The organism is Oceanobacillus limi (assembly GCF_900111445.1).
GTDB lineage: Bacteria > Bacillota > Bacilli > Bacillales > Amphibacillaceae > Ornithinibacillus > Ornithinibacillus limi.
The window spans coordinates 1-18,558 of sequence record NZ_FOHE01000024.1 but is presented as its reverse complement, the minus strand read 5'-3'; the positions used below and the strand labels follow the sequence as shown (position 1 = coordinate 18,558).

The window sequence follows — 18,558 nt, the reverse complement described above, 5'->3', positions numbered from 1 at the left end:
ATATGATCTTAAACCTCTTGTCAAACGGCAGGAGGTTTTTTGCTACCTAGTATCTTTTCCTTTAACATCCCTACGTTGTGTTAAGATCAACGAACCGTCCTTATAATTTTTTCATCGACTTGGTTCACATTCCACCATAAAATCGGTATAATTAGATAGAAATCATAGAGGGGAACGTGCATTATGAGCTACCAAGCATTGTATCGCGTTTGGCGTCCGCGAAATTTTGAAGACGTTGTCGGACAAACCCATATTACTCGTACACTACAAAATGCAATTGTTCAAGAAAAGTTTTCTCACGCTTACCTATTCTCTGGACCAAGAGGAACAGGGAAAACAAGTGCGGCGAAAATTTTTGCTAAAACAATTAACTGTGAACGTGCACCAGTTAAAGAACCGTGTAATGAATGTGCGGCGTGCCGTGGTATTCAAGATGGTTCTATTTCCGATGTCATCGAAATTGATGCAGCTTCAAATACAAGTGTAGACGATATTCGGGAAATTCGTGATAAGGTGAAATATGCATCAAGCGTTGTCCCTTACAAAGTGTACATTATTGATGAGGTGCATATGATTTCGGTTAATGCATTCAATGCATTGCTGAAAACTTTGGAAGAGCCACCAAAACATGTTGTATTCATTCTAGCGACTACCGAACCGCATAAAATCCCGCTAACGATTATTTCTAGATGTCAACGGTTTGACTTTAAGCCAATTTCCAATCATTCCATTGTGGAACGAATGCAGAAGATTATGGATGCAGAAGAAATTTCAGTATCCATAGAAGCGTTGGATGCCGTTGCATTGGCTGCTGAAGGCGGAATGCGTGATGCGTTAAGCATTTTAGATCAAGCCATTTCTTATAGTGAGGATCGGGTTGAATTAGAGGATGTATTAGCTGTAACTGGAGCGGTATCACAGAACCTTTTGACAAGTATTGTGCAAGCGATGTATGAAAAGGATGTACAGAAAGCTTTACAGCTGTTAGATGAATTGATTCAACGAGGAAAAGACCCTGGTCGTTTTGTATATGATATGATCTATTTCTTGCGGGACCTACTTCTGTATAAAAGTGCTCCAAGCTTAGAAAACATTTTAGAACGAGCACGAATCGATGAACAGTTTAAAGATTTAGCTAATCAAGTTTCGGAAGCTTGGATTCAAGATGCAATAATGCAACTAAATCAATGCCAGCAGGAGATGAAGTGGTCAAATAACCCGAAAGTGTTTATCGAAATAGCCTTATTAACGATTACAAATCAATACCAAAGCCAAACAGACACAAGCCAAGTATCTGACTCTGAAGCAGTAATGCAATTGACGAATAAATTGTCACAGCTTGAAAAACAATTGGAGAATTTAAAGCAATCAAATGTTTCTCCACAACAACCAGCACCATCTGAACCAAAAAGAAGACCACAAGCAAGGGCTTCGAAAAATAGTTATAAAATACCGTATGAAAGAATTCGTCAAGTTCTTAAAGATGCAGAGAAGCCAGCCTTAAAAGAAGTTCAGTCACAATGGGCAGCCTTTTTAAATAAACTAAAGACAACGAATGCTCCTGCTCATGCTACGATACAGGATAGCAAGCCAGCTGCTGCATCGGACAAGGCACTTGTTGTTGCATTTAAATATGAGATTCACTGTGCTTTATTTTTGGATAACAGAGAATTAGTGGAATCCATTTTAGCAAGTACGATTCAGAAGCAATTGACGATTATTCCTATTCCTGTTCAAGATTGGCAGGAACTACGCAATGAATATGTGAAGAAGCAAGAGGAATCTACCCCAAAAGAAGAGGTAGCGGAGGATCCGTTAGTTGAGGAAGCAAGAAAGCTTGTTGGGGATGATTTAATTGAAATACATGAGTAAAATTTAGGATAGACTAAAACACATAATAGAAGGAGGCGTTTTCCATGAAAGGTATGGGAAATATGGGAAATATGATGAAGCAAATGCAAAAAATGCAAAAAAAGATGATGAAGGCTCAAGACGAGTTACATGAAATGACATTTGAGGCTACTGCTGGTGGCGGAATGGTAACAGTAGTAGCAAATGGTAAGAAAGAAATCACAGATGTACAAATTAAAGAAGAGGTTGTAGATCCAGATGATATTGATATGCTTCAAGATCTAATTCTTGCTGCAACAAATGATGTACTTGGTCAAATTGACGAAAAAACAAATGAGACAATGGGACAATTTACTAAGGGAATGAATATGCCTGGAATGTTCTAATTAGGGGGAACATCGGATGTATTATCCAGAACCGATTTCAAAGCTAATTGATAGCTTTACAAAATTGCCAGGAATTGGGCCGAAGACTGCTGTCCGTCTGGCTTTTTTTGTGTTAAATATGAAAGATGATGATGTGTTAGAGTTTGCTAATTCACTTGTTAATGCAAAGCGGGAGCTGACCCACTGCTCTACTTGTGGACATATAACAGATCAAGACCCATGTTCGATCTGTCAGGATTCTTCAAGGGATGGCTCAATTATTTGTGTTGTCCAGGATCCAAAAGATGTTATCGCAATGGAAAAAATGAAGGAATATAATGGTAAATACCATGTCCTTCATGGAGCAATATCCCCAATGGATGGTATTGGGCCAGAAGATATCAACGTTCCTGATTTAATAAATCGATTAAAAGACGAGGAAGTGAATGAATTAATTTTAGCTACAAATCCTAACATTGAGGGGGAAGCAACCGCAATGTATATTTCACGTCTTGTTAAGCCATCTGGTATAAAAACAACAAGAATAGCTCATGGATTGCCGGTTGGCGGAGATTTGGAATATGCAGATGAAGTCACATTATCAAAAGCATTAGAGGGTAGGAGAGACTTGTAGAAATAAGGTGACGAAAAGTGGGAAGAAAGAGAAAGAAACGCAAACGAGAGGTCGATGAATCACTCTTAGATTCACTTTTTACAATTGAAAAGGAATGGAAACAAATCAAATCCATCGTGGATCAAAGTATTGATCCTACCATTGATGGGAAAAATAGCGAGCTAATAGCTCAAGCGAAGTATTTGTTTCTATTGCGAGAAGCAAGAGAACGTAATATTAGTGCAATAAGGTATAGTAAGTAAAAGGATAAGGGGAATTTCTCCTTATCCTTTTTAAATTTTTAGGATGAAGTTCTTTTTCTACGTTTCCTATCATACATACTAGTAATGGGACAAGAAAAAGGAGTGATGTTGTACGTGAGCTCTACATTAGTTATCTCTATCATGATCGCATTAATTGTTATTTTACTATTTGTTGGTGCTCCTGTTAAACCAATGCGTTTTATTGCGCAAGGTACAGTCAAATTAGGGATTGGTGTATTGTTTTTGTTTTTCTTTAATGTTATTGCAGGATCCATTGGTCTCCATATTCCGATCAATTTATTTACAGCAGTTGTTTCAGGTTTTTTAGGATTATTTGGTGTTGCTTCACTAGCTGCTATTCACTTATTTATTATTCCTTAAAATGATTCAACCAAGTCGATGAAAAATCTATGTAAAAAAGTTTCAAAGATTCCTGTATAGAATCCGTTAGATTAGGAGAAACTAATACTAGTTTAACGGAGGTGGGAATAATGGAAGAAACAGTGATGGAAATGGAACAATGTGGTATTTGTGAAGAAAAGAAGCGAAATGGAATACATTTATACAACATGTTTATTTGTACGGAGTGTGAATATAATATGATTCATACCGAACCACGAGAGGAAAAATATCAATACTATCTTCGGAAATTAAAAAATATTAATCAACCGACTTTATTTTCATAGATTATGGTCTTTGCAGTTTCTTGCAAAGACTTTTTTATTGCGTAGAAAATTTTAAAATACGGGAACGTGTGGCTTTGATTTTGTTATCATAAGGGTAATAGGTAAATTGAAAGGAATAACTACTATGAAATTAAATCATTCTCAAATGCCGTTATTCGATAAATTAGCGGAACTAGCTGATAAGAAACCAATATCCTTCCATGTACCGGGTCATAAAAACGGTGAGATTTTTCTGAGTCAAGCTAAAAGTTATTATGAGGGCATTTTACCAATAGATATGACGGAATTAAGTGGTCTGGATGATTTGCATGCGCCTAAAGGTGTAATAGCAGATGCAGAACGATTGGCAGCTTGTTATTTTCAAGCTGATGCAACTTTCTTCTTAGTGGGAGGAAGTACAGTTGGAAATTTATCCATGATTTTAGCTGCATGTTCAGCAGGTGATAAAATAATAGTGCAACGAAATAGTCATAAGTCAATAATGAATGGTTTAGAACTAAGTGGTGCTGACCCAATTTTGATCAATCCACAATATGATCCAATGGTTGACCGTTATACAGCGCCTAGCTATGAAACGGTAAAACAAGCAATTCAAGAACATCCTGATGCAAAAGCAGTTGTGCTAACGTATCCAGACTATTTTGGAGGTACTTATGAAATTGAACAGATGATTGACACGGCACATCAATTTCATATTCCAGTTTTTGTGGATGAGGCACATGGAGTACACTTTTCCTTAGGTACACCGTTTCCAACATCTGCACTCGAATTAGGAGCGGATATAGTAGTTCAGTCTGCTCACAAGATGGCTCCAGCGATGACAATGGCTTCCTATCTGCATATAAATTCCAACATTATGAAAAAGGACCAAATAGCGTACTATTTACAAATGCTGCAGTCGAGTAGCCCTTCCTATCCATTGATGGCCTCTTTAGATATCGGTCGGAGCTTTTTGGCTACGTTAACTAAAGATGAGATAAAAAGGATTATTCAGAGAGTTAACGGATTAAAAGCTATTTTAGAAAAGGGAAAGCACTGGAAGGTACTTAAGAGCGATGACCCGCTGAAATTCACCTTACATGTAGATGAAGGAATGACTGGCTATGAGGTAGCAAGTTATTTTGAAAAGACAGGAGTATATCCTGAGCTGGCAACTCATAACCAAGTACTATTTGTAGATGGATTACAGGGGTCTCCTAGTTCCTTCACAAAAATTGAAAAAGCAATAAAAACCATTAATGAACAATTAAAATCTGAGCCAAACCATGCTACAATAGATATAAGTGGAACTTTTGCCGAACCAATGAAGAGATTAGATCTACCTTACCGGGAAATGAATACGTTACAGACTAAAAAAATCCCATTAACACATACAGTGGGGCATATTGCAGCAGAGGCTATTATTCCTTACCCGCCCGGGATTCCATTGGTTGCAAAGGGTGAGATGATTGAATTAAAGCATATTCGGATAATAGAAAAGCTAATGGAGCAAGGAGCAACGATTCAGCATCGACATATAGAAGAAGGCATCCATGTTTTTACAGGTGTGTCTAAAGGAGAAGAACATTCGTGAGTGGTTATTTTATTACATTTGAAGGTGGAGAAGGAGCAGGAAAAACAACAATCCTTCATTCACTAGAGAAAAAGCTACAAGACCTAGGTTATGATGTACTTTCAACAAGAGAACCGGGTGGTATTGATATTGCCGAAAAAATTCGTAATATCATTTTAAATCCAGAGCATACAAAAATGGATGGTAGAACCGAGGCATTATTATATGCTGCAGCTCGGAGACAGCATTTAGTCGAAAAGGTTTTTCCAGCATTAGAAGCGGGTAAAATTATTTTATGCGATCGTTTTATTGATAGTAGTTTGGCATATCAGGGCTATGCTAGAGGATTAGGCATGGAAGAAGTGTTTGCAATCAATCAATTTGCGATTCAAAATGCGATACCTGATTTAACATTATTTTTTGATATTGAACCAAAAAAGGGATTAGAACGTATTTCGGCGAATAAAGATAGAGAAAGAAATCGTTTAGATTTGGAGAATATGCAATTTCATTATGACGTTTATTCTGCATATAAACAGTTAGTTGATCGATTTCCAGATCGTATTCAAGTGATCCATGCTGAGAATACAATGGAAAAAGTAGAACAAGAAAGCTTAGAAATGATTCTTGGTTACTTAACGAATAATCCATCGTAAAGGAGGGAAGTTTCGATGAAATTAATTATAGCTGTTATTCAAGATAAAGATTCGAATAGGTTAACAGACGCATTAGGACAAGGTAATTTTAAAACTACAAAGCTAGCAACAACAGGTGGTTTCTTGAAAGAAGGCAATACGACATTAATGATTGGTTGTGAGGATCAATATGTTGATGATGCATTAGACATTATTCGTGATAATTGCTCAAAGCGTGAACAAATGGTAGCACCAATTTCACCAATGGGTGGAAATGCAGACTCCTATATTCCAAAACCAGTTAAAGTTGAAGTCGGTGGAGCTACCGTATTTATCCTACCAATTGAGTCATTTGTTCAGTTTTAATAAAGATTTTTTTTGAATCATTTGTTACGTTTTATGTATATAATGCGTCATATCTTTTGATTTCATCTAATGGAATTATTGTTAGATAGCCGCTACGGCAGAACGCTTCGCTTTCCGCGGGCACAGCCTCAGCCAGGGGACTACTTGAATAGGCTTCCCTGTTCCCTTGCGCCGAGGAATTAGCTTCGAAGATTTACTAGTAGACGTAGGCGCATCTGTGCGGGGTCTTCGGACACGTGCTGTTCCCGCAGGACAAAGGGTTTCGGTGGGACGAGTAATCGCAGTCCCGAGGAATGCTTCGGCAGCTTAACATCGCACGCAGAAAATTGGTTTGTATTTTCAAGGGTTACGCATTCCGCCTCCGCTGTTGAAGTTCTTTTATACCAAATATTTAATTAGGGAAAAGAGCTAAAAAACTGAATACAATAAATAGCGTAGGAAACACATGAAGACTCCTGCGGGAGGAAAGGCATCGGTGAGACCCCGGAGTGCGTCAGCACGAGGAGGCTCACCAGCCGCCCGCGGAAAGCGAAATGTGTTTCCGAAGCGGTGTAATAGCATGAATCTATAATTACAAGTAATGACGCATAATCCATCTACTACACATCACTTGAACCAACGAAATGAACAGTAAGATATATGATTATTTATATAGATAGGGGGCTGAGCAGTGAAAATCAGTCAAGAAATGCGGACTCAAGTTGCAAACAAAAATATCCAGACCAATGTGGAAGGAAAGCAATCCTTTGATGCAATTGTTCAGTCCCAAACTCAAAAGTTACAGCAATCCGAGCTTCAGAAGTTAATGCAAGATATTACTTTACAAGGAAACAAATTAGCCAGATACCGATCCTTTAAGGATCTAGTGAAATTTAAACGATTAGTAAAAGGTTTTTTAAAAGAAGCAGTATCTAGTGGAATTGATTTAAAGAAATCTCAAAGCTTTAGTTTTACTGGCGGTAGCCGTAATCTAACTTTAGTAGAAGTAATTGATGAAAAATTAATGGATTTAACAGAAGAAATAATGAATCAAGAAAAAAAGACAGTAGACCTATTAGGACTAATCGGAGAAATAAAAGGTTTACTGATTAATTTATATACGTAATGAGGTAGTTATACCATATTTGATAAGGCGGTTAGAAGCTTTCACTCAAACTTTTATAAAAATAACTAAGGAAGGGAAGCTCGTCTTTTTACGTTGTGCGCAATGGCAAGAATTGATGTGAAGTTTTCCTTTTTAACTAGTATAGGAATTAAATGTAAATAGGATGGTTGATATGAAGACGTGGTCGGATGTAGCAGAAGTGCAACCTCTAGCAAGTAAAATTATAATAAATAGTATGAAAAAAGGCCGCATTTCTCACGCCTATTTGTTACAAGGAGAACGTGGAACAGGAAAGCAAGGTATTGCTCGATTACTTGCAAAGGGATTATTTTGTGATAACAAACAAGGTGTCGAACCATGCCATACTTGTAATGCATGTAAAAGGATAGATTCTGGGAATCATCCGGATGTGCACTGGATAGAACCTGATGGACAATCCATTAAAATTGAGCAGATTCGAAATTTACAAAAAGAATTCACATATTCTGGATTGGAATCGAATCAAAAGGTATACATTATAACTGGTGCTGACACGCTAACATTAAATGCAGCCAACCGTATATTAAAGTTTCTGGAAGAACCAAGTAAAAAAACTACTGCAATCATGCTAACTGAAAATAGTCAGTCGATTATTCCAACCATCCGTTCGAGGTGTCAGGTTATCGATCTTCAACCTTTAAACTCAGACCATTTTCAGTCTCAACTAGTAGAAGCTGGCGTACAAGAAAAGAGTGCGAAAGTACTAAGTGCATTAACCAATAATTTTGATGAAGCAATGGCTTGGAATGAAGATGAGTGGTTTGCAACAGCGAGAAAATTAATGGTACAATTGATAGAAGCATTTGTTAACCAACCCGACGATGCTTATCTATTTATCCATAATCATTGGGTTACTAATTTTAAAGAACGTAAAGAGCAGGAGCAAGGATTAGATTTATTATTGCTCGCTTTTAAAGATATATTATATTTTCATATTGGGACGGAAGACAAGTTAGTAGTTTTTAGTCCTGGGGAAGAGCGGCTTGAGCGATTAGGGATGTATTTCTCACAAGAAAAGCTTGTGTCGATCTTACATTACCTATTACAAGCGAAGCAAAAATTGAAGCAAAATGTCCATCCTACTTTAGTAATGGAACAGTTGACACTTCAAATTCAGAGGTGATATATGTGGTAGAAGTAATAGGTGTTCGCTTTAAAAAAGCGGGTAAAATATATTATTTTGATCCTGATGAACATGAAATAGAACTAGATAGTTATGTTATTGTGGAAACAGTTCGCGGGATTGAGTTTGGTAAAGTAGTTATAACCAATAAGCAGGTAGATGAAGAAGATGTCGTTCTACCACTTAAAAAAGTAATACGAAAAGCTACGGATAAAGATAAGATTACTGTCGTAGAAAATAAAGAGTATGCAGAAAAAGCTTTTCATACATGTACGGAAAAGGTTGTAGAGCATAAGTTAGATATGAATTTAGTTGATGTGGAATATACATTTGATCGTAATAAGATTATTTTTTATTTTACAGCTGACGGTCGCGTTGATTTTCGTAATCTAGTTAAGGATTTAGCGGCTTTATTTAAAACAAGAATTGAACTCCGCCAAATTGGTGTCCGTGATGAAGCAAAAATGTTAGGTGGAATTGGACCTTGTGGTAGGATGCTTTGCTGCTCCACATTTTTAGGTGATTTCGAACCAGTATCTATTAAAATGGCAAAAGATCAAAATCTATCGTTAAATCCAGCAAAGATTTCTGGTTTATGTGGTCGTTTAATGTGCTGTTTAAAGTATGAGAATGATGATTATGAAGAAGCCAAACGTGATCTACCTGATTTGGGAGAAAGGGTAAAAACACCGTATGGCCGAGGTCAAGTAGTTGGTTTAAATATTCTTGATCGCGTCATTCAAATCGAAATTCCAGAAAAAGAACGTGTTATTGAATATACTTTGGATGAACTCATCGAAGAAGGAATTGTTACAGCTCAGGGCCAAAAATAATGGAGTGGTAGCATGAATAAAAGACAAATATTTGACCAAGTATCCGATATGGAAAAACAAATAGGTGAATTGTATGAGCAACTTGGTGACTTGAAAGGGAAATTGAGTGAGCTCTTAGAGGAAAATCATCGCCTTGAAATGGAGAATCATCATTTGCGAAGTCGTATGGAACGTACGGATGAAAAAGAAGATGACGAAAAAAAAGCGAATTTAGAAAATAGTCCTTCAAGGGAAGTACCAGGAGAGGGATACGATAATTTAGCAAGAATTTATGAAGAGGGCTTTCATATATGTAATTTAGAATTTGGTAGTCCAAGGCAAAATGATGATTGTATGTTTTGTCTAGATTTTCTAAGTAAAAAAAATAAAGTATAATGGATGCTGTCTGCGTATCATAAGATACGAGGCAGCTTTTCTTATATAGTAATGAAAGGATCTTATCATGGTAGAATTATTTGATGATGAACGATTGGATTATTTAGTTGCAGATGAGAGCTTACAAATTATTCAAAGCCCTACTGCTTTTTCCTTTTCGATGGATGCCGTTTTATTATCCAATTTTACTTATGTTCCAATAAGAAAGGGAAATATTTTAGATTTATGCTCTGGAAATGGTGCGATTCCATTACTGCTTTCTAGAAGAACGAACGCCTTGATTACAGGAGTAGAAATCCAAGAACGGATTATTGATATGGCTCGCCGTAGTGTCGGATTAAACCACCTAGAAAATCAAATTAAAATGATTCAAGGAGACTTAAAAGAAATGCAATCCGAGCTTGGGCATAGCAATTTTGATGTAGTCACTTGTAACCCGCCATACTTTAAAACACCGTCCAAAAATGAATATAATAAGAATGAATATTTAACAATAGCGCGTCATGAAGTTTATTGCACATTAGATGATGTCGTAAGGGCTTGTAAATTACATGTTCGGCCTGGAGGAAAGGTGGCAATGGTTCATCGTCCAGGAAGGCTTGTGGATATTTTAACGACTTTTCGAAAGTATAATCTGGAACCAAAACGAATGCAGCTCGTTTATTCGAAAGAGGGGAAAGAAGCTACGATGTTGTTAATCGAAGGAATACGTGATGGAAAAGCGGATTTAACAATATTACCACCACTTTATATCTATCAAGAAGATGGTACCTATACAAAGGAAGCAAAGGAGATTATTTATGGATGAGCTTGAACATACAGTATATATTTTAAAATGTAACGATAATACGTTATATACAGGCTATACGAATGACCTTGAACATCGCCTTAAAATGCATGACAGTGGAAAAGGGGCTAAGTACACGCGGGGAAGAGGGCCTTTTCAGGTTGTGTTTGTAGAAAAGTTTCCAACAAAAGAAAATGCCATGCAGCGGGAGTATGAAATAAAACAACTTACTCGTAAGGGAAAATTCCAATTAATTCGCGATACATTAAAAGAGGTTATGAAAAATGAACATTCAAAAGAGCTTTGATCAAGATGAAAATGGTGCATTGTATGTAGTACCTACCCCTATTGGAAATCTCGAGGATATTACATATCGAGCGTTAACAGTGTTAAAGACCGCATCTATAATTGCTGCGGAGGATACGAGAAACACAAAGAAACTACTGAATCATTTTGAGATTACCACCCCTTTAATTAGCTATCATGAACATAATAAAATGGAACGAGAGAACCAACTTCTTGAAAAGATAAAAAGAGGGGAATCCATTGCCGTTGTAAGTGATGCTGGTATGCCGGCTATATCTGATCCAGGTTATGAGTTGGTACAAGCAATTATCGCAGCAGATCTTCCAGTTATTGTTTTACCAGGGGCAAATGCTGCTTTAGCTGCATTAGTAGGATCTGGACTTCCATCTACAGAATTTTACTTTTATGGTTTTCTTCCAAGAAAGAAAAAGGATAAAGAAAAGGAATTAAACAGGTTGAAATCGATGCAGGCAACCCTACTTTTTTATGAGTCACCATATCGATTAAAAGAAACACTAAAAGCATTAAAAGATCAACTTGGTAACCGAAGGATCAGTATTGCTAGAGAATTAACAAAGAGATTTGAGGAATATATTCGTGGTACGGCAGAAGAAGTAGAATCCTGGGCAAACGATACAAATTTAAAAGGGGAATTCGTTATTGTTGTAGAGGGTAGTACTGATGTTGAATCTGAAGAAAGTAATAATTGGTGGGAAAGTATATCCATTGTTGACCATATTCATTACTATATGAATGAAGAGTCGATATCAAGTAAAGATGCGATCAAGAAAGTGGCAAAAGAACGGCATCTACCTAAGCGCGAAGTTTATCAAGCGTATCATATTGAATAGAAAAAGAGCTGACAAAAAATGTCAGCTCTTTTTCGTGAAGTAGGAAAGTATCTGTTTTATACTTCTCTAAACGAGTGGTGCTGTTTTACTACTTCACTTCGAAATTGGATTCTATTTCCTTAACCAATGCTTTTGCACCTTCAGGACTAAGAACTAGTTTACCATTTGCTAGAGTGATATTTTCATCGGATGTCTCTCCCGTTATATGGCAAGACATATTTGGTTGGTATTTTTTCAGTACTACTCTATCATTATCAACATAAATCTCTAACGGATCTTTAATGTTAATATCAAGTGTTCGGCGTAACTCAATTGGAATAACTACGCGACCTAACTCATCAACTTTTCTTACAATTCCAGTAGACTTCATCTTACTTCCCCCTCTTCCGAATAACATTTTTCGTCAATTTCCGACAACTTCTAACAAATATAATACCAACGTTCCCCATTACTGTCAATAAATTTTTGTAAAAAACAAAAAATAATGGAAAAATTTTATTTATTGATTAACATATACCCTATTATTTTTATATTAAACCACTTTTTTAATATAAATTTGAATTTATTTGTTTATAATGATAAGAAATTCTGTTGTTCCATAATGGAAATGTTATGATAAAATCGCTACAATAGAAGAATGAATAATTCGAAAGGTGATTGAGGAGGAAAGATAATGTCTACGGAAAAGAAAACTTTTTATATAACAACTCCTATTTATTACCCTAGTGGTAAATTACATATTGGCCATGCTTATTCCACTGTTGCTGGGGATGCTGTTGCTCGTTATAAGCGAATGCGTGGTTATGATGTTATGTACTTAACTGGTACAGACGAACATGGTCAAAAAATTCAACGAAAGGCAGAAGAAAAAGGTGTTACTCCACAGGCTTACGTTGATGAAATTGTAGATGGTATTCAAGATCTATGGAAAAAGCTTGAAATTACTAATGATGACTTTATCCGTACCACACAGGAACGACATAAAAAAGTAGTTGCTAAAATTTTTGACCAACTTGTTAAACAGGGAGATATATACCTCGATGAATATGAGGGATGGTATTGTACTTCTGATGAATCATTTTTTACCGAGCGTCAATTGGAGTATGGACATTGCCCTGATTGTGGAGGAGCAGTTGAGAAAGTAAAAGAAGAATCCTACTTCTTTAAAATGAGTAAGTATGTTGATCGACTTGTCCAATATTACGATGAACATCCAGAGTTTATTCAACCAGAAAGTCGAAAAAACGAAATGCTTAGCAACTTTATTAAACCAGGATTAGAGGATTTAGCTGTGTCTCGTACTACATTTGACTGGGGAGTTAAAGTCCCAGGCGATCCGAAGCATGTTATTTATGTTTGGATTGATGCGTTAAGTAACTATATTACGGCACTTGGTTATGGTACAGACAATGAAGAAAAGTATCAGAAATACTGGCCAGCAGATGTACATCTAATGAGTAAAGAAATTGTACGGTTTCATACGATTTATTGGCCTATCATGTTAATGGCACTTGATTTACCATTACCAAAAAAAGTTTTTGCACATGGTTGGATTCTAATGAAAGACGGAAAAATGTCAAAATCGAAAGGGAATGTGGTAGATCCTGTAAGCTTAATAGACCGATATGGATTGGACGCATTACGTTATTACTTATTAAGAGAAGTACCATTTGGTTCGGATGGTGTATTTACTCCAGAAGGTTTTGTGGAGCGCACCAATTTTGATTTAGCTAATGACCTTGGTAACTTATTAAATCGAACAGTTGCTATGATTGAGAAATACTTTGATGGTCAAATACCAGCGTATGTAGCTTCCGAAACAGAGGTCGACGCTTCTTTAGAAACATTTGCTACAAAAACGATTGAAAAAGTAGAGAACGCATTAGAAGATATGCAATTTTCCGTAGCATTATCTTCCTTATGGCAGTTAATCAGTCGAACAAATAAATATATTGATGAAACAGAACCATGGATTCTTGCTAAAGATGACCAGAAGAGAGCTCGTTTAGGGAATGTTATGGCTCACTTAGCAGACTCATTACGCATTGTAGCTGTAATGCTTCAGCCTTTCCTTACAAACGCACCTGCAGAAATCTTTAAACAACTTGGAATCAAAGAAGAGTCGTTAAAAGAGTGGGATACGATTTATAAGCATGGGTTAATCCCAGCTGATACAAAGGTGGAAAAAGGAAAGCCTATTTTTCCTCGTTTGGACGTAGAAGAAGAAGTAGCAGCGATTAAAGCTATGATGCAAAAGCCAGCAAGTGAAAAAAAGGATACATCCTCTAAAGAAACGAAGGAAAAAGAACAGATCGTTTATGATGATTTTATGAAGCTTGATTTACGAGTAGCGGAAATTCTTAAAGCAGAAAAAATGAAAAAAGCAGATAAGCTTTTAAAGCTTCAACTGGATTTAGGATCTGAAAAACGCCAAGTAATTTCAGGTATCGCAGAGCATTATCAACCAGATGAATTAGTAGGGAAGAAGGTTATTTGTGTTACGAATTTAAAAGCCGTTAAATTACGTGGTGAAATGTCAGAAGGTATGATCTTATCAGGCGAGGATGAAAATGGAAAACTTTCTCTTGCATCCGTTGAAAATGATCTACCAAATGGTTCTGTCGTAAAATAAAACGGAAAAGGGTCTGCTTTCTACTAATGTAGGGGCTGACCTTTTCTTTTGGAGGTTAAATAATATGTTAATTGATACACATGTACATGTTAATGCAAGGCAATTTATGGATGATAGAGATGAAGTTATTCAACGTGCTTTTGATTCAGGCGTTAACTATATGGTTGTTGTGGGCTTTGATCGAGAAACCATTCCATTAGCAATAGAAATTGCAGAAAAATATGATACAATCTATGCTGCGGTTGGTTGGCACCCAGTAGATGCAGTTGATATGACGGATGAGGATTTAACGTGGATTGAAGAATTATCTTCTCATCCAAAAGTTGTTGCAATTGGAGAAATGGGGCTTGATTATCACTGGGATAAGTCACCAAAAGATATTCAAAAAGAAGTTTTTCGTAAACAAATTCAGTTAGCAAAAAAAGTAAAGATGCCAATTATCATTCATAATCGTGAAGCAACAGAAGATATAATAGAAATTTTACAGGAAGAAGATGCGAATGAAGTTGGAGGAATAATGCATTGTTATAATGACTCTGTTCGCTACGTGCAAGCTTGTCTTGATATGAACTTTTATATATCCCTTGGTGGGCCAGTTACATTTAAAAATGCACCATTACCTAAGGAAGTTGCTGCACAAGTTCCCTTAGATCGCTTATTAGTTGAAACGGATGCTCCGTTTTTAGCACCACACCCGAATCGTGGAAAAAGAAATGAACCAGCTTATGTTAAATTAGTAGCAGAAAAGATTGCAGAAATAAGGGAAATGCCAATCGATGAAATTAGTGAAATCACGACAAAGAATGCATTTACTTTATTTGGAATCCAAGCAAAATAAATACATTAAACTGGATATTTTTTCATGGGAATTTCATACAAAAAAGAAGATTAGCTCAAAAGCTAGTCTTTTTTTATGCGGAATTTTAACACGAACAATCCCTTTCATACCAATGCTTAGAGATATAGGATTGTCCATTTGTAACCTAATTGTAAAACAAACGTAATCGTATATACTTTGACTTTGCATATTACTGTTTATATAATCGAATTCGATTAAAGGAGGCATGTAGCATGCGAAATTTTTCAAAGCTATTGCCGGCCTCGAAAATGAAGCTGGTTATTTCAAGTATCGGTTTGCTGGTTCTTGTCGCATTCTCTTCATTAGTACTATATGAAGCTACGAAGACAAATGTGACGGTACTAAATGATGGTGAAAAAGAATCAGTTAAGACACACGCTGATACTGTAGAAGAACTGCTTGATGAAGTAGATATTACTGTTGGAGAATATGATGCATTGTCACACGCAATGGACACAGGAATCGAAAGCGGTATGGAAATAGAATATAAATCTGCTAAACAAGTTCTAGTTACGATTGATGGGGAAGAAGAAGAATTTTATACTGTTGCTGATACAATTGGTGAATTCTTGAAAGATCATCATCTTTCTTTTTCAGATCGTGACGAAATTTCACATAGCGAAGATGAAGAAATCGTCGAAGGATTACAATTAGAAGTAAATCAGGCGTTTCAAGTAACTGTAAATGATGGCGGGGAAGAGAAACAAATTTGGTCTACAGGCGGCACGATAGAGGAATTATTAACATCTAATGATATTACGCTTGAAGATCAAGATAAAGTGAAACCCGAAATCAAGGAAGATGTAAAAGAAGATACAACGGTTACAATTGTACGTGTAGAAACCAAGACAGAAAAAGTTGAAGAGTCTATTGCGTTCAAAACAGAAACAAAAGAAGATAAGAGCCTTGAAAAAGGAAAAAAAGAAGTGCTTGCACAAGGAAAAGACGGTCAACTTGTAAAAACCTATGAAGTAACGTATGAAAATGGCGAAGAAGTTGAACGTGAACAAATAGACGAGGAAGTAAAACAAGAAAGTGAAAACCGAATTGTTGCAATAGGAACAAAAGAGCCAAAGCAGAATCTTTCTACATTATCCTCAGGTTCTAAGCCATCAGGTAATGGAAAAGAGTTTACAATGACTGCAAGTGCCTATACAGCAAGTTGTAGTGGTTGCTCTGGCTATACTTCTACAGGTATAAACTTAAAAGCAAATCCTAATAAAAAGGTTATTGCTGTGGATAAAAATGTGATTCCACTTGGGTCAAAGGTATGGGTCGAAGGTTACGGAGAAGCAATCGCTGGAGATACTGGTGGTCATATTCAAGGTAATCGAATTGATATTCATGTCCCTACCAAATCAGAAGCCTATAAATGGGGCGTTCGCAAGGTTAAAGTGAAAATATTAGATTAAGATATGAAATGTATGCTCTTCCCATGTATAATGGGGAGAGCATTATTTTTTGGGTAGATTACTAATTGAAGGTCATATGACGGTTCAACCTATTATATAAAAATAAAATGAGATAAAATAAGTCAGTGATTAAAAAAAGTGAGGAAAGTAACTTGAAGATTAAGGAAGTAATTGTTGTAGAAGGTAGAGATGACACAGCAAAAATTAAACAAGCAGTCAATGCGGATACTATTGAAACAAATGGGTCAGCAATTAATCAACGGATACTAAAACAAATACAACATGCAAAAGATAAACGTGGAGTTATTATATTTACAGACCCAGATTATCCTGGTGAACGAATACGTCATATCGTAGACCAAGCTGTTCCAGGATGCAAACACGCTTTTTTAACGCAAGAGAAAGCACGTGCCAGGCACCCTAAAAATAAAAGTTTAGGAATTGAACATGCCTCCATTGCGTCGATCCAAAAAGCGTTGTCTGATGTGCATGAGTTAGTTGAATTGGAAGAAAATGAAATAACCAAGGAAGACTTGATTACGTATAGGCTTATTGGTGGTACAGGTGCAAGTGCTAGAAGGGAACGTCTTGGTGAGTTACTTCAAATTGGGCACACTAATGGGAAACAACTTTTAAAAAGATTATCGATGTTTCAAATAACCAAAGGACAGTTTGAAGAGGCAATGGAAACATTGCAACAGGAGGATAAAAACTGATGGATTCAATGAAGTATATTGCAACCCCATTCCGAACAAAAGAAATTTTAAACAAGTATAGCTTTACTTTTAAAAAGAGTCTAGGTCAAAACTTTTTGATTGATTCGAATATACTTCGTAATATTATTCGTCGTGCTGGAATTAATGACTCTTCTGGGGCTATTGAGATTGGTCCAGGTATTGGTGCCCTCACAGAGCAATTAGCTATTCATGCAAATAAAGTTGTCGCTTACGAGATTGATCAACGGTTACTACCTATTCTTAAAGATACATTGAAGACATACGATAATATTGAAATAATTCATGAGGATATATTACAAGCGGATGTAAAGAAAATGATTCAGGAACAGTTTCAGCGAGAGCAAGAAGTAAATATTGTCGCCAATTTACCGTATTATATTACGACACCAATTTTGATGAAACTATTGAGAGAAGATTTACCAGTTTCTAGTATAACGGTCATGATCCAAAAAGAGGTAGCTGATCGTATGGCTGCCAAACCAAATAGTAAAAGTTACGGATCTTTAACAATTGCCATTCAATATTATACGTTTGCAGAAGTGGTTATGAATGTACCGAAAAGCGTTTTTATGCCACAACCTAATGTTGATTCTAGTATATTAAAATTAACTAAAAGAGATGAACCACCTGTTCAGGTAGAAGATGAGGATTATTTCTTTCAAATCGTACAGGCTTGCTTTGCTCAACGTCGGAAGACATTGCGTAATAATTTGTCGAGCCATTTTAAAGAACAGTATACGAAAGAAGAAATATCGGAACTATTAGAATCGATTGGTATTGATGGTATAAGACGAGGAGAGTCTTTATCAATGGAGGAATTTGCAACATTGGCAAGCGAATTTTATAAAAAGTCCTCACGATAATAGATAGGGACTAAAGCGTTCTACATGCAGAAGATCCGAGCTAATTTAGCTCGGATTTTTCATTGTAAAGCGTTATGTTACTTTATTGCGTATTACGTATATAATGCGACGTAACATTTTGTTTTGACTTCCCATTACTAATGGATGTAGTTTTAGAATACCACTACGGCAGAATGCTACGCTTTCCGCGGGCATGGCCTCAGCCAGGGAACTACTTGAATATGCTTCTTTGTTCCCTTGCGCCGAGGAATTAGCTTCGAAGATTTACTAGTAGACGTAGGCGCATCTGTGCGGGGTCTTCGGAC

General features: G+C 36.4%; 21 protein-coding genes and 1 pseudogene. 21 read left to right on the top strand and 1 reads right to left on the bottom strand.

The genetic code is table 11. The features are described 5' to 3' along the window. The first annotated feature begins 183 nt into the window (after positions 1-183). The 16 genes and pseudogenes from dnaX (at position 184) to rsmI (ending at position 11,750) form a co-directional block, all read left to right on the top strand. Positions 184-1,872: a DNA polymerase III subunit gamma/tau gene (gene dnaX / locus BMX40_RS17720; protein WP_090872459.1), complete on the top strand. Its 1,689-nt coding sequence runs from the start codon at positions 184-186 to the stop codon at positions 1,870-1,872. 44 nt (positions 1,873-1,916) lie between these two features. Continuing rightward, positions 1,917-2,237, top strand: coding sequence for a YbaB/EbfC family nucleoid-associated protein (locus tag BMX40_RS17715; protein WP_090872457.1), 321 nt, complete (start codon positions 1,917-1,919; stop codon positions 2,235-2,237). 16 nt (positions 2,238-2,253) lie between these two features. Continuing rightward, positions 2,254-2,850 (top strand): recombination mediator RecR, encoded by a 597-nt coding sequence (gene recR, locus BMX40_RS17710; protein ID WP_090872455.1) that lies wholly within the window; start codon positions 2,254-2,256, stop codon positions 2,848-2,850. A 17-nt stretch (positions 2,851-2,867) separates the two neighbouring features. Further along, positions 2,868-3,092, top strand: a complete 225-nt coding sequence (locus BMX40_RS17705; RefSeq protein ID WP_090872453.1) for a YaaL family protein — start codon at positions 2,868-2,870, stop codon at positions 3,090-3,092. A 114-nt stretch (positions 3,093-3,206) separates the two neighbouring features. Continuing rightward, the gene (locus tag BMX40_RS17700; RefSeq protein WP_090872451.1) at positions 3,207-3,473 is read left to right on the top strand and encodes a pro-sigmaK processing inhibitor BofA family protein; all 267 of its coding nucleotides are present in this window, start codon (positions 3,207-3,209) and stop codon (positions 3,471-3,473) included. Between the two features lie 110 nt (positions 3,474-3,583). Then, complete coding sequence (locus BMX40_RS17695) at positions 3,584-3,778, top strand: sigma factor G inhibitor Gin (protein WP_090872449.1); 195 nt, start codon at positions 3,584-3,586, stop codon at positions 3,776-3,778. Positions 3,779-3,902: 124 nt separating this feature from the next. Then, positions 3,903-5,351, top strand: a complete 1,449-nt coding sequence (locus BMX40_RS17690; protein ID WP_090872447.1) for an aminotransferase class I/II-fold pyridoxal phosphate-dependent enzyme — start codon at positions 3,903-3,905, stop codon at positions 5,349-5,351. Further along, positions 5,348-6,033 (top strand): annotated as a pseudogene (gene tmk, locus BMX40_RS17685) (dTMP kinase). Before BMX40_RS17690 ends, tmk begins: the two are co-directional and overlap by 4 nt. Beyond that, the gene (locus BMX40_RS17680; protein WP_090872443.1) at positions 6,002-6,331 is read left to right on the top strand and encodes a cyclic-di-AMP receptor; all 330 of its coding nucleotides are present in this window, start codon (positions 6,002-6,004) and stop codon (positions 6,329-6,331) included. The pseudogene tmk and the gene BMX40_RS17680 overlap by 32 nt, the downstream one beginning before the upstream one ends. Before the next feature lie 670 nt (positions 6,332-7,001). Next, positions 7,002-7,436: a YaaR family protein gene (locus tag BMX40_RS17675; protein WP_090872441.1), complete on the top strand. Its 435-nt coding sequence runs from the start codon at positions 7,002-7,004 to the stop codon at positions 7,434-7,436. A 172-nt stretch (positions 7,437-7,608) separates the two neighbouring features. Continuing rightward, complete coding sequence (gene holB / locus BMX40_RS17670) at positions 7,609-8,598, top strand: DNA polymerase III subunit delta' (protein WP_090872440.1); 990 nt, start codon at positions 7,609-7,611, stop codon at positions 8,596-8,598. A gap of 5 nt (positions 8,599-8,603) precedes the next feature. Beyond that, positions 8,604-9,431, top strand: a complete 828-nt coding sequence (locus BMX40_RS17665) for a PSP1 domain-containing protein (RefSeq protein ID WP_090872437.1) — start codon at positions 8,604-8,606, stop codon at positions 9,429-9,431. Between the two features lie 12 nt (positions 9,432-9,443). Continuing rightward, on the top strand, positions 9,444-9,806 hold the full coding sequence (gene yabA / locus BMX40_RS17660) for a DNA replication initiation control protein YabA (RefSeq protein WP_090872435.1): 363 nt from the start codon (positions 9,444-9,446) through the stop codon (positions 9,804-9,806). A gap of 67 nt (positions 9,807-9,873) precedes the next feature. Continuing rightward, a complete protein-coding gene (locus tag BMX40_RS17655) occupies positions 9,874-10,614 on the top strand; it encodes a tRNA1(Val) (adenine(37)-N6)-methyltransferase (protein WP_090872433.1) in 741 nt (246 codons plus the stop codon). Then, entirely contained in the window at positions 10,607-10,900 is a 294-nt protein-coding gene (locus tag BMX40_RS17650; protein WP_090872432.1) for a GIY-YIG nuclease family protein, read from the top strand. The genes BMX40_RS17655 and BMX40_RS17650 overlap by 8 nt, the downstream gene beginning before the upstream one ends. Then, a complete protein-coding gene (gene rsmI, locus BMX40_RS17645; protein ID WP_090872430.1) occupies positions 10,878-11,750 on the top strand; it encodes a 16S rRNA (cytidine(1402)-2'-O)-methyltransferase in 873 nt (290 codons plus the stop codon). Before BMX40_RS17650 ends, rsmI begins: the two co-directional genes overlap by 23 nt. 88 nt (positions 11,751-11,838) lie before the next feature. Here the strand turns inward: rsmI and BMX40_RS17640 are convergent, their stop codons facing one another. Beyond that, positions 11,839-12,120 (bottom strand): AbrB/MazE/SpoVT family DNA-binding domain-containing protein, encoded by a 282-nt coding sequence (locus BMX40_RS17640; protein ID WP_090872428.1) that lies wholly within the window; start codon positions 12,118-12,120, stop codon positions 11,839-11,841. Positions 12,121-12,423: 303 nt separating this feature from the next. Here BMX40_RS17640 and metG point away from each other — a divergent pair, with 303 nt between their 5' ends. From metG to rsmA, 5 genes are all read left to right on the top strand, one after another. Beyond that, complete coding sequence (gene metG / locus BMX40_RS17635) at positions 12,424-14,382, top strand: methionine--tRNA ligase (RefSeq protein WP_090872426.1); 1,959 nt, start codon at positions 12,424-12,426, stop codon at positions 14,380-14,382. Between the two features lie 64 nt (positions 14,383-14,446). Further along, the gene (locus BMX40_RS17630; RefSeq protein WP_090872424.1) at positions 14,447-15,220 is read left to right on the top strand and encodes a TatD family hydrolase; all 774 of its coding nucleotides are present in this window, start codon (positions 14,447-14,449) and stop codon (positions 15,218-15,220) included. Positions 15,221-15,453: 233 nt separating this feature from the next. Further along, on the top strand, positions 15,454-16,653 hold the full coding sequence (locus tag BMX40_RS17625; protein ID WP_090872422.1) for a resuscitation-promoting factor: 1,200 nt from the start codon (positions 15,454-15,456) through the stop codon (positions 16,651-16,653). 152 nt (positions 16,654-16,805) lie between these two features. Then, on the top strand, positions 16,806-17,369 hold the full coding sequence (rnmV, locus tag BMX40_RS17620; RefSeq protein WP_090872510.1) for a ribonuclease M5: 564 nt from the start codon (positions 16,806-16,808) through the stop codon (positions 17,367-17,369). Further along, positions 17,369-18,253 (top strand): 16S rRNA (adenine(1518)-N(6)/adenine(1519)-N(6))-dimethyltransferase RsmA, encoded by an 885-nt coding sequence (gene rsmA, locus BMX40_RS17615; protein ID WP_090872420.1) that lies wholly within the window; start codon positions 17,369-17,371, stop codon positions 18,251-18,253. The genes rnmV and rsmA overlap by 1 nt, the downstream gene beginning before the upstream one ends. The last annotated feature ends 305 nt before the right edge of the window (positions 18,254-18,558 follow it).

Bases quoted from the DNA above. Each gene is read 5' to 3' on its own strand.
- dnaX (WP_090872459.1), top strand. From the start codon at position 184: ATGAGCTACCAAGCATTGTATCGCGTTTGGCGTCCGCGAAATTTTGAA.
- BMX40_RS17715 (WP_090872457.1), top strand. From the start codon at position 1,917: ATGAAAGGTATGGGAAATATGGGAAATATGATGAAGCAAATGCAAAAA.
- recR (WP_090872455.1), top strand. From the start codon at position 2,254: ATGTATTATCCAGAACCGATTTCAAAGCTAATTGATAGCTTTACAAAA.
- BMX40_RS17695 (WP_090872449.1), top strand. From the start codon at position 3,584: ATGGAAGAAACAGTGATGGAAATGGAACAATGTGGTATTTGTGAAGAA.
- BMX40_RS17690 (WP_090872447.1), top strand. From the start codon at position 3,903: ATGAAATTAAATCATTCTCAAATGCCGTTATTCGATAAATTAGCGGAA.
- BMX40_RS17680 (WP_090872443.1), top strand. From the start codon at position 6,002: ATGAAATTAATTATAGCTGTTATTCAAGATAAAGATTCGAATAGGTTA.
- holB (WP_090872440.1), top strand. From the start codon at position 7,609: ATGAAGACGTGGTCGGATGTAGCAGAAGTGCAACCTCTAGCAAGTAAA.
- yabA (WP_090872435.1), top strand. From the start codon at position 9,444: ATGAATAAAAGACAAATATTTGACCAAGTATCCGATATGGAAAAACAA.
- BMX40_RS17655 (WP_090872433.1), top strand. From the start codon at position 9,874: ATGGTAGAATTATTTGATGATGAACGATTGGATTATTTAGTTGCAGAT.
- BMX40_RS17650 (WP_090872432.1), top strand. From the start codon at position 10,607: ATGGATGAGCTTGAACATACAGTATATATTTTAAAATGTAACGATAAT.
- rsmI (WP_090872430.1), top strand. From the start codon at position 10,878: ATGAACATTCAAAAGAGCTTTGATCAAGATGAAAATGGTGCATTGTAT.
- BMX40_RS17640 (WP_090872428.1), bottom strand. From the start codon at position 12,120: ATGAAGTCTACTGGAATTGTAAGAAAAGTTGATGAGTTAGGTCGCGTA.
- metG (WP_090872426.1), top strand. From the start codon at position 12,424: ATGTCTACGGAAAAGAAAACTTTTTATATAACAACTCCTATTTATTAC.
- BMX40_RS17630 (WP_090872424.1), top strand. From the start codon at position 14,447: ATGTTAATTGATACACATGTACATGTTAATGCAAGGCAATTTATGGAT.
- BMX40_RS17625 (WP_090872422.1), top strand. From the start codon at position 15,454: ATGCGAAATTTTTCAAAGCTATTGCCGGCCTCGAAAATGAAGCTGGTT.
- rsmA (WP_090872420.1), top strand. From the start codon at position 17,369: ATGGATTCAATGAAGTATATTGCAACCCCATTCCGAACAAAAGAAATT.